Annotated in this window: 22 protein-coding genes; 11 read left to right on the top strand and 11 right to left on the bottom strand. The window is 60.6% G+C overall.

Going from position 1 to position 24,794, the window contains the following annotated elements; genetic code table 11:
- Positions 1-51: 51 nt before the first annotated feature.
- The 4 genes from iolE to iolD are packed head-to-tail and all read right to left on the bottom strand — an operon-like array spanning position 52 to position 4,928.
- A complete protein-coding gene (iolE, locus tag J0X03_RS00990) occupies positions 52-948 on the bottom strand; it encodes a myo-inosose-2 dehydratase (protein ID WP_033645315.1) in 897 nt (298 codons plus the stop codon).
- 59 nt (positions 949-1,007) lie between these two features.
- Positions 1,008-1,892, bottom strand: a complete 885-nt coding sequence (locus J0X03_RS00985) for a sugar phosphate isomerase/epimerase family protein (RefSeq protein WP_033645316.1) — start codon at positions 1,890-1,892, stop codon at positions 1,008-1,010.
- 31 nt (positions 1,893-1,923) lie between these two features.
- Positions 1,924-2,946 (bottom strand): bifunctional inositol 2-dehydrogenase/D-chiro-inositol 1-dehydrogenase, encoded by a 1,023-nt coding sequence (gene iolG, locus J0X03_RS00980; protein WP_149542625.1) that lies wholly within the window; start codon positions 2,944-2,946, stop codon positions 1,924-1,926.
- Between the two features lie 41 nt (positions 2,947-2,987).
- A complete protein-coding gene (iolD, locus tag J0X03_RS00975; protein WP_033651763.1) occupies positions 2,988-4,928 on the bottom strand; it encodes a 3D-(3,5/4)-trihydroxycyclohexane-1,2-dione acylhydrolase (decyclizing) in 1,941 nt (646 codons plus the stop codon).
- A 546-nt stretch (positions 4,929-5,474) separates the two neighbouring features.
- Here iolD and J0X03_RS00970 point away from each other — a divergent pair.
- Together J0X03_RS00970 and J0X03_RS00965 are read left to right on the top strand one after the other, a co-directional pair.
- The gene (locus J0X03_RS00970) at positions 5,475-7,406 is read left to right on the top strand and encodes a bifunctional 5-dehydro-2-deoxygluconokinase/5-dehydro-2-deoxyphosphogluconate aldolase (RefSeq protein ID WP_096242666.1); all 1,932 of its coding nucleotides are present in this window, start codon (positions 5,475-5,477) and stop codon (positions 7,404-7,406) included.
- Positions 7,407-7,609: 203 nt separating this feature from the next.
- Complete coding sequence (locus J0X03_RS00965; protein ID WP_004930856.1) at positions 7,610-8,446, top strand: MurR/RpiR family transcriptional regulator; 837 nt, start codon at positions 7,610-7,612, stop codon at positions 8,444-8,446.
- Between the two features lie 38 nt (positions 8,447-8,484).
- On the opposite strand, the gene iolB is transcribed toward J0X03_RS00965, so the two are convergent.
- Positions 8,485-9,306, bottom strand: coding sequence for a 5-deoxy-glucuronate isomerase (gene iolB, locus J0X03_RS00960; RefSeq protein WP_160204672.1), 822 nt, complete (start codon positions 9,304-9,306; stop codon positions 8,485-8,487).
- Between the two features lie 77 nt (positions 9,307-9,383).
- On the bottom strand, positions 9,384-10,889 hold the full coding sequence (locus J0X03_RS00955) for a CoA-acylating methylmalonate-semialdehyde dehydrogenase (RefSeq protein ID WP_160204673.1): 1,506 nt from the start codon (positions 10,887-10,889) through the stop codon (positions 9,384-9,386).
- Positions 10,890-11,445: 556 nt separating this feature from the next.
- Here J0X03_RS00955 and J0X03_RS00950 point away from each other — a divergent pair.
- Both J0X03_RS00950 and J0X03_RS00945 read left to right on the top strand, forming a co-directional pair.
- Positions 11,446-12,888, top strand: a complete 1,443-nt coding sequence (locus J0X03_RS00950) for a sugar porter family MFS transporter (protein WP_069100672.1) — start codon at positions 11,446-11,448, stop codon at positions 12,886-12,888.
- A gap of 31 nt (positions 12,889-12,919) precedes the next feature.
- Complete coding sequence (locus J0X03_RS00945; protein ID WP_160204674.1) at positions 12,920-13,756, top strand: TIM barrel protein; 837 nt, start codon at positions 12,920-12,922, stop codon at positions 13,754-13,756.
- 36 nt (positions 13,757-13,792) lie between these two features.
- On the opposite strand, the gene fetB is transcribed toward J0X03_RS00945, so the two are convergent.
- From fetB to J0X03_RS00920, 5 genes are all read right to left on the bottom strand, one after another.
- Positions 13,793-14,566, bottom strand: a complete 774-nt coding sequence (gene fetB, locus J0X03_RS00940) for an iron efflux ABC transporter permease subunit FetB (protein ID WP_033645324.1) — start codon at positions 14,564-14,566, stop codon at positions 13,793-13,795.
- Positions 14,553-15,230 carry an iron efflux ABC transporter ATP-binding subunit FetA gene (fetA, locus tag J0X03_RS00935; RefSeq protein ID WP_033645325.1) on the bottom strand — a complete coding sequence of 226 codons (678 nt, stop codon included), beginning with the start codon at positions 15,228-15,230 and terminating at the stop codon, positions 14,553-14,555. Before fetA ends, fetB begins: the two co-directional genes overlap by 14 nt.
- Before the next feature lie 191 nt (positions 15,231-15,421).
- A complete protein-coding gene (locus J0X03_RS00930) occupies positions 15,422-15,709 on the bottom strand; it encodes a FaeA/PapI family transcriptional regulator (protein WP_004930885.1) in 288 nt (95 codons plus the stop codon).
- A gap of 37 nt (positions 15,710-15,746) precedes the next feature.
- Positions 15,747-16,847 carry an FKBP-type peptidyl-prolyl cis-trans isomerase N-terminal domain-containing protein gene (locus J0X03_RS00925; protein ID WP_230358742.1) on the bottom strand — a complete coding sequence of 367 codons (1,101 nt, stop codon included), beginning with the start codon at positions 16,845-16,847 and terminating at the stop codon, positions 15,747-15,749.
- Positions 16,848-16,876: 29 nt separating this feature from the next.
- Complete coding sequence (locus tag J0X03_RS00920) at positions 16,877-17,290, bottom strand: hypothetical protein (RefSeq protein ID WP_033651770.1); 414 nt, start codon at positions 17,288-17,290, stop codon at positions 16,877-16,879.
- A 757-nt stretch (positions 17,291-18,047) separates the two neighbouring features.
- On the opposite strand from J0X03_RS00920, the gene J0X03_RS00915 reads away from it, so the two are divergent.
- From J0X03_RS00915 to J0X03_RS00885, 7 genes are all read left to right on the top strand, one after another.
- Positions 18,048-18,578, top strand: coding sequence for a fimbrial protein (locus J0X03_RS00915; protein ID WP_033645329.1), 531 nt, complete (start codon positions 18,048-18,050; stop codon positions 18,576-18,578).
- 91 nt (positions 18,579-18,669) lie between these two features.
- Entirely contained in the window at positions 18,670-19,221 is a 552-nt protein-coding gene (locus tag J0X03_RS00910) for a fimbrial protein (protein WP_149542628.1), read from the top strand.
- A gap of 71 nt (positions 19,222-19,292) precedes the next feature.
- A complete protein-coding gene (locus J0X03_RS00905; protein ID WP_033645331.1) occupies positions 19,293-21,794 on the top strand; it encodes a fimbria/pilus outer membrane usher protein in 2,502 nt (833 codons plus the stop codon).
- Positions 21,795-21,818: 24 nt separating this feature from the next.
- A complete protein-coding gene (locus tag J0X03_RS00900) occupies positions 21,819-22,565 on the top strand; it encodes a fimbrial biogenesis chaperone (RefSeq protein ID WP_033645332.1) in 747 nt (248 codons plus the stop codon).
- A gap of 11 nt (positions 22,566-22,576) precedes the next feature.
- Complete coding sequence (locus tag J0X03_RS00895; RefSeq protein WP_033645333.1) at positions 22,577-23,188, top strand: fimbrial protein; 612 nt, start codon at positions 22,577-22,579, stop codon at positions 23,186-23,188.
- A gap of 14 nt (positions 23,189-23,202) precedes the next feature.
- Positions 23,203-24,207, top strand: coding sequence for a fimbrial protein (locus J0X03_RS00890; protein ID WP_033651772.1), 1,005 nt, complete (start codon positions 23,203-23,205; stop codon positions 24,205-24,207).
- Between the two features lie 18 nt (positions 24,208-24,225).
- Entirely contained in the window at positions 24,226-24,765 is a 540-nt protein-coding gene (locus tag J0X03_RS00885; RefSeq protein ID WP_033645335.1) for a fimbrial protein, read from the top strand.
- Positions 24,766-24,794: the final 29 nt, after the last annotated feature.

Raw genomic sequence — 24,794 nt, 5'->3', positions numbered from 1 at the left:
ATCAAAAAGGGGCGCTGGCGGCGCCCCTCGAGTTTTATTGCCCCTTACCGCTTAAATGCCGGCGGTTTCCCGAATATAGCGGCGCGCTTTCACAGCATACTCGAACGGGTTGGCCAGCGCCGGATCCTGCTCGGCTTCCACCACCATCCATCCCTTGTAACCGCGCTCGTCCAGCAGCTTGAACACCGGCCTGAAGTCGATCACGCCATCACCCGGCACGGTAAAGGTGCCCTTCTTCACGCCGTCGAGGAAGCTCAGCTTGTTGGCCTTCACTTCCGCCACCACCTCATCGCGCACGTCCTTCAGATGGACGTGGTTGATGCGCGGCAGATACTTCTCCAGGATCGCCATCATCGCCTGCTGGCTGCCTTCCGAATAGTAGGCGTGGCCGGTATCGAACAGCAGGTAGACGTCGTCGTTGACCATGCTCATGTAGCGATCGATTTCGGCGGTGGTCTGAATGCCGGTGCCCATGTGGTGATGCAGACACACCTGCATGCCTTTGCCGGCGGCGATCTTCGCCAGCTCGTTGTAACCGTCGGCCACCCGCCGCCACTCTTCATCGCTGAAGTACGGCTTCTCTTCGAACACGCCTTTGGTGGTGCCCTGAATGCTCTTGCTCTGTTCAGAACAGCCGATCACCCTGGCGCCCATGGCATGCAGGAAATTCATGTGGTTGATAAATTCATCGATGGTTTTGTCTTTCTGACCATCGGCGAAAAAGGTGCTGAACCAGGCGTTGCAGATCTGGATGCCGCGAATATCCAGCATCGGCTTCAGCACCGCCGGATCGCGCGGATATTTGCTGCCCACTTCGCTGCCGGTGAAGCCAGCCAGCGCCATTTCGCTGACGCACTGCTGAAAGGTGTTTTCCTTGCCCAGATCGGGCATATCGTCGTTGGTCCAGCCGATCGGCGCAATGGCCAATTTCACGTTGTCTTTATTCATGGTCTGCCTCGGTCCTTGGAGGGCCGCCGGTGCAAACGCCGCCGGCGAGCCGAATAAGATTAGTTGCCCAACAGCTCTCTTTCGATGCGCTCTCTGGTCGCCACCGCCTGGCTCGGCATCTTTTCCGGATAGCCGAACAGCGAGGTGCAGATGATCGATTCGCCGCCGACCTTGAAGCTGCGGTTGGCGAATTCCATGTCGCGCAGCGTCTGGAACAGGGCATCGAAATTCACCTCGCCTTCGCCGATGCCGACATGCTGGTGCACCGCGGCGTCAACGCCCGGCGGGTTGACGATATAGCGGCAGTGCTTGGTGTGGTTCATGGTGTCGGCGATCAGCACGTGGGAAAGATCGTCCCCGGCGTACTTCAGCATGCCGGCCACGTCGCCCTGCCCCTTGTCGTAGTAGAAGGTGTGCGGCACGCTGTAGAGGTATTTGACGTGGTCGCTGCGCAGCGATTTCACCAGATCGGCGGTTTCGTTGCTCAGCTCACAGAAGTCCCACGGATGCGACTGGATCTCCATACGGATGCCCTCACGCTCGACGATCGGCAGCAGCTCCTCCATCGAGCGATACCACAGCTCCTCGCAGATCTCCGGCTCGTTGGGGTTACCGGCCAACTCGGTGTTGATCACCTGCACGCCCATCTCCACCGCGATTTCGATCATCCGTCGCCAGTTTTTGACCGCCGCCTGACGGCGATCTTCCCCCGGCCCGGACCAGCGATACACCACGATAAATGAGGATATTTCCACGCCGGTCGCTTTCAGGGCGTTTTTATACTCCGCCATGATTTCGCGGCTGGCCTTCGGATGCTTGTAAAACGGGTTGATCTGCGGGTGCGGCGACTGCTCGATGTACTTATAGCCCCAGTCCGCCACCTGCTGAACCATTTTGGTCACGCCCAAATCCCGGATAACGTCGACATCAAAAGCGATCTTCATGGTCACTCCTCTGCAATCGTGGGTACGGGGTTCAAGCCGATGGCTTGTTGTAAAACGCCGGGCGCGCCGGCAGGGTCACCGGTACGATCTCGCCGCTGAGCTGGGCCGTCACGCAGGCGTCGGCGGTCACGGCGGCGGCGTAGCCGTCCCAGGCGGAAGGCCCGGTCAGTTGGCCCGCGGCCACGTCGTTGATGAACCCCTGCAGCTCGACGTCATAGGCGTCGATAAAGCGATCCTTCCAGTCGGTCAGAATTTCGGTCGACAGGCGGGCGCCGCTGCGCAACTGCACCGAGGACGGCTCCGGCAGTTTGGCGATGCCGGTTTCCCCCACCACTTCACACTGAATGTCGTAGCCGTACTGGCAGTTGACGAAAATCTCGACGTCGATGCGGGTGCCTTTGGCGGTTTCGAACAGCACAATCTGCGGATCTTTCAGATGCGGGAACGCCTTCGGGCTCTTGCGCGGGAACACCACCTGCACCGACACATAGTCGTCGTCGAGCAGCCAGCGCAGCACGTCGATTTCGTGGATCAGGGTGTCGGTGATCGCCATATCGGTGGTGTAAGCCTCGCCGACCGTCGGGTTGCGGTGCGCGCAGTGCAACATCAGCGGTTCGCCGATCTGGCCGCTGGTCAGCACCTGTTTCAGCGCGCGATAGCCCTGGTCATAGGGGCGCATAAAGCCGACCTGCACCAGCCGCTTGCCGTACTTCGCTTCGGCATCGACGATGTTTTTGCAGCCCTGCGCGGTCACCGCCAGGGGTTTCTCGCAGAACACCGGTTTGCCGGCGGCGATGGCCGCCAGCACGAATTCTTCGTGACTCGGCCCCCAGGAGGTGACCAGCACCGCCTGCACGTCGGCGGCCTTGATCAGATCGTGGCCGCTGTCATACACCCGCGCATCCAGCTGCAGATCGTTCACCGCCTTGGCGGCGTTGTCGCGATTGATGTCGTTCACCGCCACGACGCGGGCGCCCTGCAAAACTTGACTGCAGCGACGGATATGATCGCGGCCGATGGCGCCGGTGCCGATAACCCCAATGTTCAAAGTCATTTTCGCTACCCTCTGGAAAGTGTGTTGTGTTCGAAAACGAATCAGTAATCGCGCGCCTTATCGATGTTTTCCTGCAGCTTGCGCGCCACTGCGACGATTTTCTCGCTGTCGGCCACCTGAGCGCCGCCCACGCGCCACCAGCTGAGGTACTTGTGCACCATGGTCTTCGGCAGCACTTTGATGTCGAGCAGCGTGGACACGGTTTGCCTGCGGGCGTCGGCCAGCGCGTCGAGCAGCTGCTGCTCGGTGGTGACGCGATAGGTTTTGCAGCCGTAAGCCGCCGCCAGCATGGCGAAATCGACCGGCACCAGTTTGCCGTCGAGCTTGCCGCCCTCTGGATTGCGGAAGCGGAATTCGGTGGTGTAACTGTCCATGCCGTGTTCCATCTGCAGGTTGTTGATGCAGCCGTTGGTCATGTTGTCAAACAGCACCACGTTGATCTTGCAGCCTTCCTGAATCGAAGTGACCAGCTCGGAATGGAGCATCATGAAGGCGCCGTCGCCCACCATCGCGTACACCTCGCGCTGCGGCTCGGCCAGCTTGACCCCCAATGCGGCGTTCACCTCGTACCCCATGCAGGAGTAGCCGTATTCCACGTGGTAACCGTGCTCGCCATGGTTGTGCCACACCCGTTGCAGGTCGCCCGGCAGGCTGCCGGCGGCGGCGACAATCACGCTGTCCGGCGGCAGCTCGCGGTTCAGCACCCCCAGCACCCGGCTTTGCGTCATCGCCGAGTCGGTCTGAGCGATAAATTCGGCGAACACCCGTTCGCGATCGAGGTGATCGTCTATTTCCGGCACAAAGCCTGCGCCGCTGTATTCCACCGCGTAAACCCGCTCGGTCTCTTCACGCTGGGCGCCGCGCGCCGCGGCGATGGCGTCGCCCCAGCCGGCGCGATAATCAGCCTGCGCCAGCAGCGCGCTCAGTTCGCTCAGGCCCTCGCGGGCGTCCGCCAGCACCTGCACGCCGTCGAGCTTGCCGGCGTCAAAGGCGCTGACGTTGATATTGAGGAAGCTGACGTCCGGATGTTGGAACAGCCATTTGGACGAGGTGGTGAAATCGGTGTAACGGGTGCCGACGCCAATCACCAGATCGGCCTGTCGAGCCAGCGTGTTGGCCGCCAGGCAGCCGGTTTCGCCGATGCCGCCGAGATTGAATTCATGATCGCTCGGCACCGCGCCTTTGCCGGCCTGGGTTTCGGCGAACGGAATGCCGAAGCGCTCGGCGAATTCGCGCAGCGCCCGCCCGGCCTGCGAGTACTTCACGCCGCCGCCGCACACCAGCAGCGGTTTGCGTTTGGCCGTCAGCAGCGCCAAGGCGTCCGCCAACATGCCATCGGTCGCCGGGCGGCGATCGAGCCGGTGTACGCGTTTTTGGAAGAAATAGTCGGGGTAGTCGTAGGCTTCCCCCTGCACGTCCTGCGGCAGACACAGCGTCACCGCGCCGGTTTCCGCCGGATCGGTCAGCACGCGCATCGCGTTGATGCAGGCGCTCATCAGCTGCTCCGGCCGCACGATACGGTCCCAGTACTTGCTCACCGCGCGGAACGCGTCGTTGGTGCTGATGCTGAGATCGTAAGACTGTTCGATTTGCTGCAGCACCGGATCCGGCTGGCGGGAAGCGTAAACGTCGCCTGGCAGCAGCAATAAAGGGATGCGGTTGGCGGTGGCGGTAGCCGCGGCGGTGATCATATTGGCGGCGCCGGGGCCGACCGAGGAGGTGCAGGCGTAAATCTGCCGGCGCAATTTCTGCTTGGCGAAGCCGATCGCCGCGTGGGCCATCCCCTGTTCGTTGCGGCCCTGGTGCACCCGCAGATCGCCACTATCCTGTTCCAGCGCTTGCCCCAACCCCAGTACGTTGCCGTGGCCGAAAATCGCGAAAATGCCCGCGACGAATTTGGTTTCCACCCCGTCGGCCAGCAGATACTGGTTATCGAGAAATCTGACGAGCGCCTGCGCCATGGTTAGCCTGATCTTGCCCATTTACTCACCCTTTAGATTGAGGGCCGCCCCGGAAAGGGCTCGCGCCGAGCCGACAATCCCGTGTTTGTGTTACGCGGCGGCAGCTATTATCTTGAGCAGGCGATGCCCGCTGCTCACGAAGTCGACAACCTGAAACGTGAAGCGATTATAAACAAATATATTTTTCATAAAATCACATTACAGAAGAAACATTTCATTTTGCGATAAAGATCGCATATTAGATGAAAAGCCCGTTTCATCTCGTGGTTTGGCCTTTACCGGCTTAGCGCCGCGCACCGGCCGGGGAATGCCATCAGCACGCAGGGCGACCGTCTTTCATCCTGCCCCGGCGCCTCTTTGCCACACGCCCTCCGCCACCCTCTCATGGCGACTTAATCCGCTTTTTCCGCTCCTCCGTCGATGTTTTAAACGCATCACATTTTTGGGGTGTAAATTTCATTCCATATTGAAATTGAAATTTTCATTCCCCATACTGTTCCCATTCTTCCTGCAAGGCGCCACGCTCGGGCCGCCGCCGGAGTTTTGCTTAAACAGAAGGAAACGGGTATGGCTACACAAGAAAAACAGCTTGATGTCATTTGTCTCGGGCGCATCGCCGTCGATTTCTATGCTCAGCAGATCGGCGCGCGTCTGGAAGACGCCGGCACATTCGCCAAATACCTCGGCGGCTCTTCCGGCAACGTGGCCTACGGCACCGCCATTCAGGGGTTGAAATCCGGCATGCTGGCCCGCGTCGGCGATGAACACATGGGCCGCTTTCTGCGTGAAGAGCTGCAGCGCGTCGGGGCCGATACCCGCTGTCTGATCACCGACAAACACCGGTTAACCGGCCTGGTGATCCTCGGCATCAAGGATCAGGAAACCTTCCCGCTGATCTTCTACCGCGAAAACTGCGCGGACATGGCGCTGACGCCGGACGACATCGACGAAACCTACATCGCCAGCGCGCGCGCGCTGGCCATCACCGGCACGCACCTGTCGCACCCGAACACCCGCGCCGCCGTGTTGAAGGCGCTGGAATACGCGCGCCGCCACGGTTTGCGCACCGCGCTCGACATCGATTATCGCCCGGTGCTGTGGGGGCTGACGTCGCTGGGCGACGGCGAAACCCGCTTTGTGGAATCGGCACAGGTGACCCGCGAGCTGCAGGAAGTGCTGCACCAATTCGATCTGATCGTCGGCACCGAAGAGGAATTTCATATCGCCGGCGGCAGCACCGATACGCTGACGGCGCTGAAAAACGTGCGCCGGACGACCGCGGCCACGCTGGTGTGCAAGCGCGGCGCGCAGGGCTGCTCAGTGTTCGAAGATGACATCGCCGACGACTGGGCGCAGGTGAAGCTGCACGCCGGCGTGCGTGTGGAGGTGCTGAACGTGCTGGGGGCCGGCGACGCCTTTATGTCCGGTCTGCTGCGCGGCTATCTGAACGATGAGGGTTGGGATCAGGCCTGCCGCTACGCCAACGCCTGCGGCGCATTGGTGGTCTCGCGCCACGGCTGCGCGCCGGCCATGCCGACCAAACGGGAGCTGGACGACTACCTGCAGCGTGAACACCAGGTCACGCGCCCGGACCGCGACGCGCGCCTGAACCACCTGCACCGGGTCACCACCCGCAAGCAACAGTGGCCGGAACTGTGCGTGTTCGCCTTCGATCACCGCAAGCAGCTGGCGGACATGGCGCGCGAAGCCGGCGTCGGCGAGGAACGCATCCCGCGTCTGAAGACCTTGCTGCTCACCGCGGCGCAACAAGCTGCCGCGCAGGCCGGGCTCAACGGCAACAGCGGCATTCTGGCCGACACCACCTACGGGCAGGCGGCGCTGAACGAGATCACCGGCCAGGGATGGTGGATCGGCCGGCCGGTGGAGCTGCCCAGCTCGCGCCCGCTGCGCCTGGAGCACGGCAATATCGGCTCGCAATTGATCGACTGGCCGCAGGAGCACGTGGTGAAGTGCCTGGTGTTTTATCACCCGCACGACGCGGCGGAACTGCGCCGCGAACAGGATGCGCTGATCGCCGACGTCTACCGCGGCTGCTGCAAATCCGGCCATGAGCTGCTGCTGGAGGTGATCCTGCCGGACGGCAATGCCGACAAGGACGAGCGCTATTACCTGGAGATGATTGAACACTTCTACCAGTTGGGCATTCAGCCGGACTGGTGGAAACTGCCACCGCTGAGCGCGGAAAACTGGCAGCGGGTCGGCGCGCTGATCGACGCCTGCGATCCCGACTGCCGCGGCGTGCTGATCCTGGGGCTCGACTCCCCGGAGGCGGTGCTGAAGGCGGGCTTTGCCGCCGCCGCGGATGCGCGCTGGGTGAAAGGTTTCGCCGTCGGCCGCACCATTTTCGGCCAACCTTCGCGCCGCTGGCTACAGGGGGAAATCGACGACGCGGCCCTGATCGAGCAGGTGAAACAAAAATACCTGACGCTGATCGGTTTCTGGCGCCAGTACCGTCCGCAGGCGGGCGGCGCGCACTGACAGCAACAGCAGGTTCACGTCCCCTTAAGGCCATTTCGCCGCTTTAAGGGGATTTTTTTGCCCATTTTCTGTGAAGTCGCGCAATGTGCGATCGAATAAATCGCTTTTTGAGGAAATGAAATTTCCGCTCCGTCTGTTAAAATACCCTGTCAATATTTCAGGCGTCAGGCCAATGCGCCTTCACCCCACTGCGAGCCGAATGGATGAACAACCCAACTCAACTTTCGCTGTTACAGGACGAGATCCGCCACCGTTATGAAACGCTGAGCAAGCGTTTGAAGCAGGTGGCGCGCTACATTTTGGATAACAGTAACAGCATCGCTTTCGATACCGTTGCCTCCATCGCCGCACAGGCCAGCGTGCCGCCCTCCACGCTGATCCGTTTCGCCAACGCCTTCGGCTTCAGCGGCTTCAACGAAATGAAGCAGGTGTTCCGTCAGCATCTGATGGAAGAGACGGTGAACTATACCGAGCGCGCGCGCCTGTTCCGCCAAACCTCCACCGACGACAACGTCGCGCCGGAGAAACCGGCGGAGATTCTCAACGTGTTCACCATGGTCAACGCGCAGGCGCTGCAGCAGCTGGCGATGCAGATCGCCCCCGAGCAGCTGGATCGCGCCGTCGAGCTGCTCAACAACGCCGAAAACATCTACGTGATCGGCCTGCGCCGCTCGTTTAGCGTCGCTTCCTACCTCACCTATGCGCTGCGCCATCTGGAGCGCCGCGCGTTTCTGATCGACGGCCTGGGCGGGATGTTCACCGAACAGCTGAGCATGGTGAAACCGAAGGACGTGGTGATCGCCATCAGCTATTCGCCGTACGCCCGCGAGGCGGTGGAACTGGTGGAATTGGGCGCCAAGCGCGGCGCGCAGCAGATCGCCATCACCGACAGCCAGGTCAGCCCGCTGGCCGCCTTCAGTGACGTCTGTTTCGTGGTGCGCGAAGCGCAGGTGGACGGATTCCGCTCGCAGGTGGCTTCGATGTGCCTGGCGCAGACGCTGGCGGTCTCACTGGCGCTGAATAACGCCCGGGACGAGTAAAGCTGACAAAAAAGCCCGGCAAGCCGGGCCTCAAGCGCCTATTGCGCGGCGGGGTAGCCGTCGCCGTTAATCCAGGCGTGGTCTTTTTCCCAGGTGAACTTCCACTGCCGCACCGGCCCGGCCATCACGTTGAGGTAATAGTTGTCGTAACCCGCCAGGGTCGCCACCGGGTGATAACCGCGCGGCACTTTCACCACGTCGCGATTGTAGGCCGGCATGCACTCGTCGAGCGTGCGGTCGTCGGTATAGACGCGCTGCATGCAGAACCCTTGCTCCGGCTGAATGCGGTGATAGTACGTCTCTTCCAGATAGGTTTCGTCCGGCGAGTCTTCTTGATCGTGCTTGTGGCTCGGGTAGGAGCTGGTGTTGCCCTCGTCGGTGTAAACCTCCACCACCAGCAGACTGTCGGCCGGCTCGCTGTCCGGCAGAATGTTGTGCACCAGCCGCTGGTTGCGCCCCTTGCCGCGCCGCTCCACGCCGATATCCGCCGGCGTGATCAGCCGTGAAGGCAGGTGGCCGCCGCCGGGCGCGCTGCACACCGCCAGCTCCAGATCGGTTTCCGCCCGCACGTCGATGCGATCGTGGTGCGGCACATACACCGCGTAAGGCGGCGTACGTTCGAACGGGCTCATGCGTTTGCCGATATGCGGGTATTCGGCGCGCCGCGTGGCGACGGAGGCGATACCGGCCACCAGCACCAGACACAGTTCCTTGTCGCCGCATTCCAGCTGCAGCGACTGCCCGGCGGCCAGGCGGTAAACGTCAAAGCCGACATAGCACCAACCGGCATTTTCCGGCGTCACGTGCTGGATACGCCCCTCGGCGTTCGGCGTCTGACATTTGGCAAGCAGTGAAGACATTTCGATTCTCCTGTTAACTCGCAGTGCAAAGGCCGTTGCCCCGAAGGAGCAACGGCCTGGCCTGAGTGTGAAAGCGCTTAGCCCAGCGTCGGCATGCTGAATTCGGACACCGTCTGCTGCCCGGCCGGCCAGCGCGCGGTGGCGGTCTTCATGCGCGTGTAGAAGCGCACGCCGTCGGTGCCGTGCACGTTCAACGCGCCGAACACCGAGCGCTTCCAGCCGCCGAAGCTGTGGAACGCCATCGGCACCGGCACCGGCACGTTGACGCCGACCATTCCGGCCTGCACGTCTTGCACGAACTGGCGCGCATAGTGGCCGCTGCCGGTGAAGATGGCGCTGCCGTTGCCGAATTCGTGGCCGTTCACCGTGTCGATGGCGGTGCGGTAGTCCGGCACCCGTACGATGCCCAGCACCGGCCCGAAAATCTCTTCGCGGTAGATGCGCATGTTCGGCGTCACATGGTCGAACAGCGTGCCGCCGACGTAGTAGCCTTCAGGATAGCCCGGCACCTGATAGTTGCGGCCGTCGGCCACCAGGGTGGCGCCTTCTTCCACGCCCAAATCGATGTAGCCCAGCACCTTTTTCTGGTGAGCGGACGACACCAGCGGCCCCATTTCATTCTCTTCGCCGCCCTGCTGCAAGCCCGGCCCGACGCGCAGCTGCGCGATCAGCGGCTTCAGTTTGGCGATCAGTTTATCGGCAGTGTCGTCACCAACCACCACGGCGATCGGCAACGCCATGCAGCGCTCGCCGGCAGAGCCGAACGCGCCGCCCATCAGCGCGTTGACCGTGGCGTCCAGATCGGCGTCCGGCATGACGATCGCCTGGTTCTTCGCCGCGCCGAAGGCCTGCACCCGCTTGCCGTGCGCGCTGGCGGTGGTATAGATATGTTCCGCCACGGTGGAGGAGCCGACGAAGCTCACCGCCTGAATGCGCGGATCGGTACACAGCTGCGCTGCGTCTTCATTGGCGCAGTGCACCACGTTGAACACGCCGTCCGGCAAACCGGCTTCCTTCAACAGTTCCGCCAAGCGCACCGAGGCCGAAGGTACCAGCGCCGGCGGCTTGAGGATAAAGGTGTTGCCGCAGGCCAGCGCGATGGGGAACATCCACATCGGCACCATCGCCGGGAAGTTGAACGGGGTAATGCCCGCCACCACGCCCAGCGGCTGCATCAGCGAGAAGCTGTCGACGCCGCTGCCGACATCAGATGAGTACTCGCCCTTGATCAGATGCGGGATGCCGCAGGCAAATTCGACCACTTCCATGCCGCGCGTCAGTTCGCCCAGCGCATCCGAATACACTTTGCCGTGCTCACTGACGATAAGCTCGGCCAACTCGTCGCGGTGCTGTTCCAGCAACGCCTTGAAATTGAACATGATGCGCGCGCGGCGCAGCGGCGTGGTGCGCGACCAGTCGGCGAACGCCCGGTGGGCCACGTCGATGGCCTGCTTGACTTCGGCAGCAGTGCTCTGCGTGACGCGCCGCTCAACCTGCCCGCTGGCCGGGTTGTGCACGTCGACGGTTTGATTGCTGCTGCTCAGGCACACCTGCCCGTCAATAAAATTACCCACGGTTTTCATGTCACGCCCTCTTTTCAAGTCCGCTGTCGCCTGGCCACACGCAGGCGGCGCGGCGTTAATCGTCCCGCTCGCCAAACCCCGTCGGCAAGCCGGCTACATCCTGACCGGATGCAGCAAACTCTATTTCATTGAAAAAAAAGTTTCAAATAAATTGTTTTGAAAAATTTGTTTTTAGTGCGTGAGGTCGCAATTTTGCGGTGTCGATCGGGTTGGCGCTTTCATTACCGCGCCAATCAAGGCGCGGTTTCGCAGGAGAGTCCATCGCTAATGCACACTGACTTTGCTACAGAAAATCCGCACTGCGCCTGACCTGCGGCCGTTACCGCCTCCCTCCGAGCGCCCAAGGCGCCCGGATCGCTCGCGACGGTTTTTTTTGAACTGGATCTAAAAATCAATATTCCATTATTCACTAATTATGAAATAAATGTTCTTGTTTGTTCCAGCATTTATCAACGACATCGCCTTGATGACAGGCACGGTTCACACCCTTCCGCTCGCCCTCTTCCCGACACCCCAACCGTGCGGACGGAAGCCAGGATAAAAATCGGAGCAACACATGTCATATCAGCGTAAGCACAATACCGGTTACATATTGCGAATTTGCGGCATCGCCGCCCTGGGCGGCATTCTGTTCGGCTACGACACCGCCGTGATCTCCGGCGCGATCGAAGCGTTGAAAACCTATTTCAATCTCAGCCCGGCCGAAACCGGCTGGGCCGTCTCCAACGTGGTGATCGGCTGCGTGGTCGGCGCCTTCGCCGCCGGGCCGCTGGCGGCGCGCTGGGGCCGTAAAAAGGCGCTGATGCTGGCGGCGCTGCTGTTCACCGTGTCCGCCGTCGGCGCCGCATTGGCCCCGACCTTCACCTGGTTCGTCATTTACCGCATCATCGGCGGGCTGGCGGTCGGCATCGCCGCCACCGTGTCGCCGATGTACATGTCGGAAGTGTCGCCGAAAGACATGCGCGGGCGGGCGCTCAGCATGCAGCAGTTCGCCATCGTCTTCGGTCAGATCGTGATTTTCTACGTCAACTTCAAAATCGCCAGCCTCGCCAGCGAAGCCTGGCTGGTGGAAATGGGCTGGCGCTGGATGTTCGCCTCGGGCGTGATCCCCTGCATTCTGTTCTGCATCCTGGTGTTCGTCATTCCTGAATCGCCGCGCTGGAACGTGATGATGGGCCGCGACGATCAGGCGCTGGCGATGTTGACCAAAGTCTCCAACGCCGCCCACGCGCAGAATCTGCTGAAAGAAATCAAAGACTCGCTGCAGCAGGATCAACAGCAGCAGCACCGGAAGCTGAACTACGGCGATGTGCGGGTGCGTTTCATCCTGTTCGTCGGCTGTATGATCGCCATGCTGCAACAGGTCACCGGCGTTAACGTGATGATGTACTACGCGCCGGTGGTGCTGAAAACCGTCACCGAAAACGCGCAGGAAGCGCTGTTCCAGACCATCTGGATCGGCGTGCTGCAGCTGGTCGGTTCGGTCATCGGCGCCATGCTGATGGATCGCATGGGCCGCATTCCGTTGATGCGTTACGGCACGCTGGGCGCCATCGCGGGCCTGCTGCTCACCTCGTACGCGCTCTACACCCAGGCCACCGGCTATTTCGCGCTGTTCGGCATGCTGTTCTTCATGGTGTTTTATGCGCTCTCCTGGGGCGTCGGCGCCTGGGTGCTGGTGTCGGAGATCTTCCCGAACCGCATGCGCGCACAGGGGATGAGCATCGCCGTCGGCTGCATGTGGGTCGCCAACTTCGCGGTGTCGCAGTCGTTCCCGATGATCAACGATCACCCTTACCTGTTCTCGCATTTCCACGGCGCCTTCCCGATGTGGATCTTCGCCGCCTGCTGCCTGTTCAGCTACTGGTTTATCGGCCGCTATATCCCGGAAACCAAAGGCGTCTCGCTGGAAAAAATGGAGCAGGTGGTGTTGGCCAAACGCCACCGCCAATCCCAGCCCGAAGGCAAGCCGCTGCCGCTGGAAAACGGCAAATCCTGATCTCTCAACCCTGACCGCTGGAGTCATGCCCATGAACATTGCGCTGGACCGCTTCTGCATTAACCGCAAGATCGCGCCGAATCTCGATCTGGACAATTTTTTCCGCCTGGTGAAACGCTGCGGGCTCAGCAAAGTTGAGCTGCGCAACGACATGCCCAGCGGCAAGGTGACCGACGATCTGAGCGACGCGCAGCTCAACGCGCTCGCCGCGCAATACGGCATCGAGATCGTCACGATCAACGCCCTCGGCAGGTTCAATCTGATGGATGACCCGGCGGCGCTGCAACAGCGCGCCGAAGCGATGCTGGCGCAGGCGCAGGCCATCCGCAGCCGGGCGCTGGTGCTATGCCCGCACTGCAGCGCCGACGACACGCGCAGCGAGCAGCAAAAACGGGACGACACCCTCGCGGCGTTGCGGCTGCTGGCGCCGCTGTTTGCCCGCTATGGCGTACAGGGATACGTCGAACCGCTGGGCTTCGGCATCAGCTCGCTGCGATCGTCGCTGCTGACCCAGGCGCTTATCCGCGACTCGGGCGCGCCGTACCGCATCGTGCTCGATACGTTCCACCACTATCTGAGCGATGTGGCGCAGGCCGACTTCGACGCGCAGATCCAGGTGGCGCAGATCGGCCTGGTGCATCTGTCCGGCGTGGAGGACGGGCGGGATAAAAGCGCGCTGAGCGACGAAGAGCGCATCATGCTGAGCGAGGGCGATCGGCTGGAGAGCCGCCGCCAGGTGCAGAACCTGGAACGCCTGGGCTACACCGGCGTCTATGCTTTCGAACCGTTCTCTTCACAGCTGGACCGCTGGAGCGAGGCGGATATCGAACGGGAAATCCGCCAGAGCATCGCCCTGCTGCAAGGGTAAACAAAACGGCCTCCGCGGAGGCCGTTTTTCATGGCGTTACTTCAGGTTGCCGACCACCAGCTGATGGCGCTCATTGTAAAACTTACGGTAGGCCAGATAGCAGGCGATGATGGTCGACAGGCTGGCGGTGGAAAGCAGCATGAAGGTCACCATAATCTGATATTTGATCGCTTTCACCGGATCGATGCCGGCGAAGATCAGCCCGGACATCATGCCCGGCAGGCTGACCAGCCCAACGGTTTTCGCCGAGTCGACGGTCGGGATCAGCGAAGCGCGGATGCTGTCGCGGATCAGCGCCGCCGACGCGAACTTGGGCGTCGCCCCCAGGCTGAGCATCTCCTGAATCTTCTGCTGCTCGCTTTTGAAACGCTGGCCGAGGTTGGTATAGCACAGCCCCACCGCCACCATGGCGTTGCCGGCGATCATCCCGGAGATGGGGATCACCTGCATCGGCGTAAATTCGATGGAGCCGGTCAATACCAGCACCGCCAGCGTCAGCACCGCGCCGGTGGTGATGGCGATAAACGACGTCACGAACGCGTGTTCGACGTACTTGCTGCGTTTCTTGGCGTTGTAGGCCGCGTTAAAGCAGATGAACAGCACCATCAACACGGTGAGAACGGCGTTATCCAGGTCGAAAATATACTTCAGCACGTAGCCGACGATGATCAGCTGCACCACCGCGCGGCAGATGCTCCAGATGATGTCCTTTTCCAGCGCCAGCTTTTCCCGGTGGCTGATCAGGATGGCGACCACCACCAGCACCATCGACAAGCCCAAGGATTCGTTGGTGATATTATGCTGATTCATGCTGTTGCTCCTGTGGCTCGGCGCCGTGCGCGCGCAGGGTGATCACCTCGTCCGCATGCGCTATCTCTTCGGTATCGTGCGTCACCCACAGCACCGCCAGCCGGTGTTCCGCCACCAGCTGATGCACGATTTCGTTGACGTTGCGCTTATTTTCCTCGTCCAACGCGCTGGTGATCTCATCGAGCAACAGCACCCGCGGCATAAACTGCAGGTTGCGGATCAGGGACACGCGCTGCTTCTCCCCGCCGGACAGTTCATTGATGCTTTTCGTCAGCATCGCCTCCGGCAGGCCGAAACGCGCCAGATCGGCCTTCATTTTTCGCTCGGCCGGCGGTTCCTGGCGGATCTGATACGGCAGCGCCAGATTGTCGTAAACCGTATTGCCGAATAGCGCCGGCGTCTGGAAGCAATAAGAGACCTGCTTGCGATACGCCTCCGGCGACATCTCGTCGATCGCCTGGCCGTCAAAATAGAGGCTTCCGCTGGTCGGATTCATTAAGGAAGAGATGATTTTCAGCAGCGTGCTTTTTCCGCAGCCGGAAGGCCCGGTGATCAGTTTGAACTCGCCCTCACCCAACGTGAAAGAGACGGAGTCCAGGATCACCTGGCGGTCTATTTGATAATGAATATCATCCAATCTCAGTATGTCTTTCTTTTCCTTCATTACGATGCCGGCTCCCTACACCTGTTCCCGTCTGAGCGATAAGTATATGGCTGCAAAAAACATCTTAGCAATGCCTGTACGGATGGCAGCGAACGAAGAGGGAGGATTGACGGAGCGAAACGCCCCGTCAAATGATAAATTTAATTAATGATTAGCTGTAGGAATAGTCAAAAGCGACCGCCAGGGTCGAATCACTCTTTTTTTATCGCTGCCTGTTCGTCGCAGCTGTACCAGCGGAGAGAATTGTTGATGCTGCGGTGGGTGCAGTGAACCTTGCCCTCCTTTTCCAGCGCCAGCAGCAGGGTGCGGGTGGTATAAATATTTTCGCCGCATTTATCCGCCAGCTCGCGCGTCTTCGGCCACTGTTCCGGCGGGGGATGGTGGCCCCCAGATCCTTCCACACGCTCCCTGCACAATCCTTGCAACACATTCAGCATCAGCGATTTTCTGCTTTCAAACGTTTTCGGCGCCTTGGCCATAGCATTCCTCCTGAGTGGTTACTGCTGAGCACCCCGCTCACGGCTGCACGTCAGCGATGCGCAGGGTGTAAATCATGGTGGCATTCGGGGGGATCGCCGGCGGGCTGCCCTGCTTGCCGTACGCCAGCGCCGGCGGCACCGCCAGCGTGATCGAGCCGTGGCGCTGCAGCTTCTCGATAGCGGCGCGAAACAGCGGCGGATAGCGCGTCAATGGCTGCGAGATCACTGTCCCCGCCAGCTCCATATCTTTGACCACCCGGCCGTCGGTCAGGCTTTCGCGCACCACGATATCCACCCGATCGTCGGCGCCGATCGCGCCGCTGCCGGCATAGTCCACCCGGTAGTAGAAACCGAGTGCATCCCGCTTTACCCCTTCCTGGCGGGCGAAATCGGCCAGATAGGCCTTGCCGTCCAGCGGAGGAGCCTGTGTCTGCTGCAAACGCTGCTGAGCCGCGCGCAGCGCGCCGTCGATGGCGGCCTCATCCAGCCGCAACCGCCCGGCCAGGGTATCGGCGATGCCGGCCAGCAAAAGCTGCCGGTCTGCCTCCAGCCCCGCGCGCCGGTTCTCCTGCTGCAGATGCAAAATGTCGCGCCCCAGAGACACGCCGGCGGCATACGCCTGTTTGTCCGCCTCGCTGGCCAGCACCGGGGCCTCAGCCGCCTGCCGCCGCTCAGCCAGCAAGGTGTCTACCCGCTGTCGTTGCTGTGCCAACTGCGCCGTCAAGCTTGCGCTGCGCTGTTCGGCCCGCGTGAGCGAAGCGGCCAGCGCGGTGACCTCAGGCAACGGCGCAACGGCCTGCCGCAACGCCTTCAGGGCATCGGCCAGCGGCCGAATATCGACATCGGTCCGCTCGCTTTTCGGCGCCGCGGCGGCCTGAGCCGCCGCCAACTGGCGCTCCAGCTGACGGATTTTCTCCGCCTGCTGTTGTACAGAGTGCTTCAGAGAAGTTAAACGAGCGCCGTCTGCCCCCGCGACGGCGGCCGGTTTGGCGGCCGGTGCGGGCGCCGGTTTACGCGCGGTTTCCTCCTTGAGCGCGGCCGGCGGAGCCTGCCGCTGTTCGGCAAATTTCAACAGGGCGGGAATGCCGTCGTCAGCGGCGCAAACGGCGCCGCTCAGCGCCAACAGCCAAAGCCCCATCGCCCATCTTTGCGCGCATCGCTTCATGGCTACAGATTCTCGACCCGGTTGGACAGATCGGACATCAGCTCATGTTCAACGTCGGCGCAGAATTTCTCGGTTTTATATTGATAAAGAGCATCAATCGCTTTACGGGTGCTTTCATCCACATTGCCGCGCACGCCGGCATATCCGGAAGCGTTGGAAAGCAGACCGTTAAAATAGGCAATGCGTTTTTGGTAACTCTGCGGATTAATATTTTTTAATGAGTTAACCCGTTGCTGGCAAAGCGCGATACGTTGTTCATCGGATTTATCATTAGGATTGTTCTGTGAAAGTTTTTTCACGGAATTCAGGTTTGTCTTGCTACCGCCCACGCAGCCTGACAGCGACATGACAGACAGTAAAAATATAGCAGAAACTACCGTGCGGCGGCCGCCGCAAGCATTAATCATCGTTATCATTCCGTTTATAATCCTTTAATTGTCACTTAGGTCATCATTATGTGGCGAACGGCAACAGCACATGCCTTAATTTGATTAATCAAAATGGGTTAGGCAGTGAAAAATCCCTATACCGCAGTGCGATAGAATAATTCACTACCGATGACATTGTTATTTAATTGTTAATGAATTAGACCTAAACGCGGGCTAAACACGAATAAAAAAACCAATCCCTTAGGAGAAGAAAACCACGAAACAACAATAAAAACAATAGATTATGTTTTATATTTTGTTTCTAAAGGGAAATTCATCATCTGCTGCCTCAGGGCGATATTAGCAAAACAATATGGCGAATTGTAGGTATCAGCCTATTTCCCCCGATCTAATATCTCGCATATCGTTATTTATACAGTGATTTATACTGGATAATATTTGTATACGATCTATTGGTTTTAAAGCAAATATATTTCTTTTTCCTTTTGGTTTTATATTCTGAATTTGACTTAATTTAATAAAATCTATTTCCAAGCAATACTATTATTTGCAAGAATATTCCCAGCAACACGCCACACGTAAAACTCGTATTTTATTTACCAGAAAATCCATTGTCGATTTTCCCAATCTCGTTATTTCTCATAAATAACGGATGTTGGCGTATTGCCCAGAGCAAAAGGATCTGGCTCCAACCGTACGGCCGGCGACATGACGTTGCCGCCGCTGCGGGGGATTTAGATGTGCTGTTCTTTTTATTTAAAAACTCTCTACAGGAACCTGAGAAATGAAACTGAATAAATTAATGCTGGCAACCGTGATTGCTTTCGCTTCTGCATCTGTTGCTCACGCCGCATCTAATCAGGGCAGCGGTAAAGTCACCTTTACCGGCGAAATTATCGATGCGCCATGCAGCGTCGCGCCGGAATCCGTTGACCAAACCGTACCAATGGGCCAGATCAGCAGCCGCATCCTGGCTAACCAGGGTAAATCCAGCATGCAACCTTTCAACATCGAACTGAAAGATTGCTCCATCTCCACCATGAAAAACGTCAAGGTGACCTTTACCGGCACGCCTGATCCGGTCAACAACAAACTGCTGGCCCTGAGCGGCACGGCAACCGGCGCCGGCATCGTGATCTACGACAACCTGCACTCCAAGGAAGTGGAACTGGGCACGGCGACCGACGGTCAGGGCCTGAACAACGGCGACAACTCGCTGAAATTCGCCGCTTACCTGCAGGGCAGCAGCGCCTCCGCCGCCGTGGTGCCGGGCGACTTCACCAGCGTGGCCAACTTCACCCTGGCTTACCTGTAATACCCCACAGGGGATGTCTCAGGGCATCCCCCGCTTGATTGCATGCCGACGAGAGCGGCAAGGGAACAGGGCAAGACAGGGAGACGCCAGCATGACTATCCGCCTTTGCGGCCTGTTGCTCATCGCGCTCAGCGTAGGCAGCGCGGCGGCGGCAGTGAAAAATCAGGGCCACGGCAAAGTCAGCCTGGGCGGCACCATCGTTGAAACGCCGTGCGGCATCGCCAGCGACAGCCTGGATCAAACCGTCGATTTCGGTCTGATCGCCATGACCGATGCCTCGCAGGACGGGCAATCGGTGCTGATCGGCAGCCGCCGTCATTTCACGATCAAACTGGTGAACTGCGAACTGGCCAGCCAGGTGAAGCCTGACTTCATCTATCGCGCGGCCAACGTCACCTTCGACGGCACCGCCGACAGCCGGGATCCTTCCCTGCTGGGCGTTTACGGCGAGGCGCAAGGCGTGGCTATCGAGCTGTTGACCGATGCCGGCACCCCGATCCCGCTCGGCAGCACAACGGCGGATTACCAGATCGTCGCCGGCGACAACACGCTGCACTTTGGCGCGCAGTTGCGCCTGCATCCCGATAAGGCGCGGGCGGGCGGCTTCAGCTCTCTGGCCAAATTCACCCTGTCTTATCTCTAGCGCCGGCGGGCGCTGCACAGCATTACGTATTCAGGTCGCACGGATGACCTGCTATTGGGCGCGGACTTGCCATGAGTGATTATGCTATGACGTCATTACTGACACGGAAACACCTACCTCTTCTCGTCATTCTATCTTTCCTCTGGGTGCGTCCGGCATTTTCCGCCACGGAATTCAATACCGACGTCCTGGATATCGGCGAGCGCAGCAAAGTGGATCTTTCGCGTTTCTCCGATGCCGACTACGTCATGCCCGGCGCTTATTTGCTGGACATCAAGATCAACCAGAAAACGCTGCCCCAGCGCAGCATTCAGTATTTCCCGTCGCCGGATAACAAGAGCGGCAGCCAGGTGTGCCTGCCGCCTGATCTGGTGGAAAAAATGGCGCTGAAAGAAGAAGCGGCCAAAAAAGTCACCCTGTGGCACGACAACCAGTGCGCCGACATTCGCGGCATCAAAGGCGCGACCGTCTCCGATCGCATCGGCGGCGGCGTGCTGGCGATCACCATCCCGCAGGCGTGGATGAAATACTCCGATCCCGACTGGACGCCGCCCGAGCAGTGGGACGACGGCATTCCCGGCCTGCTGCTGGACTACAACCTGAGCGGCCAGTTAGGCAAGCAGAATCACAACAACAACACCGCCCAGAACCTGAGCAGCTACGGCACGCTGGGCGCCAACCTGGGCCCCTGGCGCCTGCGCGCGGACTACCAGGCCAATTACAATCAGCAGGCCGGCGATCGCAGCACCGGCTTCGACTGGAACCAGATCTACGCCTACCGCGCGCTGCCGATGCAGGCCGCCAAGCTGACGCTGGGTGAGATTTATCTCGACTCCGGGGTGTTCGACGCCTATCGCTTCACCGGCCTCAATCTGGCCAGCGACGAGCGCATGCTGCCGCCGAACCTGCAGGGCTACGCGCCGGAAGTGCGCGGCATCGCCAAGAGCAACGCCAAGATCACCGTCTCGCAGGAAGGCCGCACGCTGTACGAAACCACCGTGCCCGCCGGGCCGTTCGCCATTCAGGATCTCAACAGCTCGGTGCGCGGCAAGCTGGACGTCAAGGTGGAAGAGCAGGACGGCACCGTCTCGACCTTCCAGGTGGATACCGCCACCATTCCGTACCTGACCCGCCCGGGCTACGTGCGCTACAACGTGGCGCTCGGCAAAACCTCGGCCTACGACCACCGCACCCAGGGCCCGCTGTTTTCCGCCAGCGACTTCTCCTGGGGGCTGAGCAACGCCTGGTCGCTGTATGGCGGGGCGCTGCTCGGCGGCGACTATAACGCCTGGGCGCTCGGCCTCGGCCGCGATCTGAACGTGTTCGGCGCCATGTCGCTGGACGTCACCCAGTCGATCGCCCGTCTGCCCGGCGAGCCGACCGCCAGCGGCATGTCGTTCAAGCTCAACTACGCCAAACGGTTCGATGAGCTGAACAGCCAGATCACCTTCGCCGGCTACCGCTTCTCGCAGCGCAAGTTCATGAACATGTCGCAGTACCTGCAGGAGCGTTACGGCGATTACGACAAGAATTACAACGGCCGCCAGAAAGAGCTGTATACCATCACCGCCAGCAAAACCTTTATGGCGGAAGACAGCGCCAAGGCGATCACCGCCTACCTGACCTACTCGCACCAGACCTATTGGGATGCGCGAACCCAGGACCGTTACGGGCTGTCGGCCAGCAAGCTGTTCAGCGTCGGCGATATCAGCAACATCACCGCCTCGCTGTCGGCTTACCGCACCTATTACCAGGGCCGCACCGACGACAGCGTGATGCTCAACTTCACCGTGCCGATCGGCGACCGTCGGCGCGTCGGTTATGCGCTGCAAACCAACAACGGCGATGTCACGCAGACCGCGTCGTACAACGACTACAGCGATCCGGACAATACCTGGCAGGTCAGCGGCGGCTTTAATCAGTCCGGCAAATCGCTGGCGCGCGGGTACTACACCCACAACGCCTCGTTTGGCTCGCTGAACGCCAGCGCCTCTTACCAGCAGGACAGCTACTCGTCGATCGGTGGCTCGTTCCGCGGCGGCCTCACTGCGACCCGGCACGGCATCGCGGCGCATCAGAACTCGAGCAACGGCGGCAGCCGCATGATGCTCGACACCGACGGCATCGCCGGCGTGCCGATCAACAACGGCCGCGCCTACAGCAACCGTTTCGGGCTGGCGGTGATTTCCGACATCACCAGCTACTACAACACCGACACCCGCATCGACGTCAACAAGCTGGCGGACGACGTCGAGGCCACTCGCGCCGTGGTGCAAGGCACGCTGACCGAAGGCGCCATCGGTTACCGCCACTTCGAGGTGGTGAAAGGCAGCAAGCTGTTGGCCACCATTCGCCTCGCGGACGGCAGCGAACCGCCGTTCGGCGCCGCGGTGCTGAGCGAGAAAGGCCGCGAGGTCGCGGTGGTCAACGACGGCGGCTCGGTTTACCTGACCGGCGTGCAGCCGGAGGAAAAACTGGACGTCGCCTGGGAAGGCCAACGCCGCTGCCGCATCGTGATCCCGGGCGCCGCCAAGCCGCTGGACCAGCTGCTGCTGCCGTGCGCCACCCTGTAATCCGTAACGCTGAGAAATGATGACATGAACAAACACCCGATAACGCTACTGACCGCCGCCGGCCTGGCCCTGAGCGCCGTACTGCCCACCGCCGACGCGGCGATATCGCTGGATCGCACGCGCGCCGTTTATGTGAGCGACGCCAAATCGATCAGCCTGAATATCGTCAACGAAAACAAAGAGCTGCCCTTCCTGGCGCAATCCTGGCTTGAGAACGAGCAGCACCAGAAAATCACCTCGCCGCTGGTGGTGCTGCCGCCGCTGCAGCGCGTGGAACCAAGCGAGCGCAGCGTGGTGCGCATCACCAAGACGCCGGAGGCGGATCGCCTGCCACAGGATCGCGAGTCGGTGTTCTACTTCAACCTGCGCGAAATTCCGCCGAAAAGCACCAAAACCAACGTGATGCAGCTGGCGCTGCAAACGCAGATCAAACTGTTCTATCGGCCGAAAGCCATCGTCGCGCCCAAGGGCCAGGTGTGGCAGGAAAAGCTGGTGTTCCGTAAAAGCGGCGGCGCCATCACCGTCGACAACCCGACGCCGTTTTACATCACCCTGACCGGCATGACGCGGCAGACGCAAAAACAGGGCGGCGGCGCGATCGGCGGTTTTCAGCCGCTGATGCTGAAGCCGAAATCCAGCGAAAGCCTCAAGCTGCAAGAGACCGGCATGAACAGCTTCGTCATCACCTACATCAACGACTACGGCGGCCATCCGGAGCTGCGCTTCGTCTGCAATGGCGGCGTTTGCACCGCCGTGCCCGAGAAAAAATAAGGAGGTCCAGCATGGCTGAATTCACCGATCGACTGCGCCCGCTGCTGCTCGGCGCACTGCTGTGCGGCGGCGGCGCGATGGCGGCAACGCCGCTGGGCGTGATCGAAGGCACCACCGGCACCGTCAGCTTTCACGGCGGCCTGCTCAGCTCTCCCTGCAGCCTGACGCCGGACAGCCGGGATCAATCCGTCGATCTGGGCGACGTCAGCGCACGCGACTTCCGCAACGCCGGCGATCGCAGCGCGCCGGTGCGTTTTCGCCTCTCGTTCCGCAACTGCCTGCTGGGCGCGCGCGCGCTGGCGGATAACCCGGCCGGCCCGCGCAACGGCGACGCCGGCCGCCTCTACCTGCAGGGAGAGCAGGCCGCCACGCTGGTGTTTCTCGGCGAAAGCGATGTCGATAACCCATCGCTGCTGAAGCTGAACGGCGGCGTGCAGGGCATCGGCCTGCGGCTGCAAGACCAACAAGGCCAGGCGCTGGAGCTGAATCAACGCAGCCGCCCTTACATTCTGCAACCCGGTAGCAACACCCTGTGGTTCAGCGCCAGCGTGGAATCCACCCAGCGGGCGGTGATGGCGGCCGGGTTCGCTGCCGTGGCGCACATTCAGGTGATTTACCTGTGAGGCTCGAGAACGCGATGAAAACACAACTGACCAAACTCTGCCTGCCGCTGGCGATCGCGCTGGCGGCCCCCGCCGCCTGGGCCAACGGCTACGTCACGCCGGACGGCGGCCCCAAACAGTTCTATATCGATCTGAATCAAAGCAACATCACCAACCAGGTGGGGTTCACCAAACAGTTTCCCTATTCATTAGGCGGTACCTATACCGGCAAGGCCTACTGCGATACGCCGATCCCCCGAAGCCCGCACTTTTACAAGTCGGATTCGGCGCTGCCCCCCTCTGACTACGGCAACGGCTTCTTGCAGTTGAACGACTTCCTGGATTTAAAAGCCGAAGTGTGGATTGCAGGTAATAAGAAGGCCTATGTCACGGTGCCTTTTTACAACGAATCCAACGAGTATCCCAATCACAGTTGCTCACCGCCCTATGTGCAGGTCAACAACTATGAAAGCGGTTCAAAAGGCCGCATCACCTTCCGGGTGCGCAAAAAGATCATCAACGGCGTCGAGATTAACGATCGGCAGATCATCGAGATGTTCGGCCGCCTCGGCTCGACCGACGGCGGTTTCGGCCCCAATCCGATGGCGCAGGTGTTTATCCAGTCCGCGATCCTTTACGTGCCGGATAAATGCGTGGTGAACGAAGGCCAGCTGATCAACGTGGAGTTCGGCGAGATCGGCGGCAGCGATCTCAACGGCTCGAACTATCCGCAAAGCATTCCGGTGCGCTTCCAGTGCGAGGGCGGCAGCTTCGAGGACGGCACGCTGAACATCAAGCTGGCGGTGTCGGGCACGGCGGCCGCCTTCAGCAACGAGGTGTTCAAAACCGACAAGAACGATCTCGGCATCCGGCTGACGCACAACGGCCAGTTGGTCATTCCGAACGAGTTTTACCCGGTGCCGAACATCGGCAACGGCGGCTCCTGGAACCTGGTGGCGGCGCCGTTCGCCAACGGCGGCGCGGAGATCGGCGAAGGGGAATTCAACGCGTCGGCCACCATCGTGGCGGCATTCCAGTAACCGAGGGAGGAACGGAAAATGCGTCTACGCGCTTTAGCGCTGCTCAGCTGCGCGTCCTGGTGGTTTGCCGCCATGCCGGCGGCGGCGAACACCGAGCTTATCGGCGCGCCGGTGCAGTTCCACGGCACCGTGGTGAGCCGGCCGTGCAATATCGAACCGCAGTCCGCCGATCAGCTGGTGGAGATGGGCACGGTGATCGTCAAAACCCTGTACCGCTACGGCCATACCACGCCGGTGCCGTTCAGCATCAAGCTGACCGACTGCAAGACCACGGTGTTCAAATCCGTCAGCGTGACCTTCAGCGGCACCGAAGACGGAGAGATGCCGGGCAAGCTGGCGATCAACAACGGCGCGAACGGCGCCGCCATCGCCCTGTTCGATCATCAGGGCGCAGACATCGATTTGAATAAGGCCACCAGCGCCGTCGCGCTGCAAAACGGCCCCAACAGCCTGAACTTCACCGCCTATGTGCAAGGGCGGCCCAGCGCGATTCAAAACCAAAGCATTACCGAAGGCGAATTCACGTCCATCGCCAATTTTGTGCTGGCGTACCAATAAGCCTCGCACCGTCCCAGGGAAATCAGGAA

It is taken from the genome of Serratia ureilytica (assembly GCF_017309605.1).
GTDB classification, from domain to species: domain Bacteria; phylum Pseudomonadota; class Gammaproteobacteria; order Enterobacterales; family Enterobacteriaceae; genus Serratia; species Serratia ureilytica.
The sequence above is the reverse complement of the archived record's forward strand: the minus strand, read 5'-3'. Positions and strand labels throughout refer to the sequence as shown.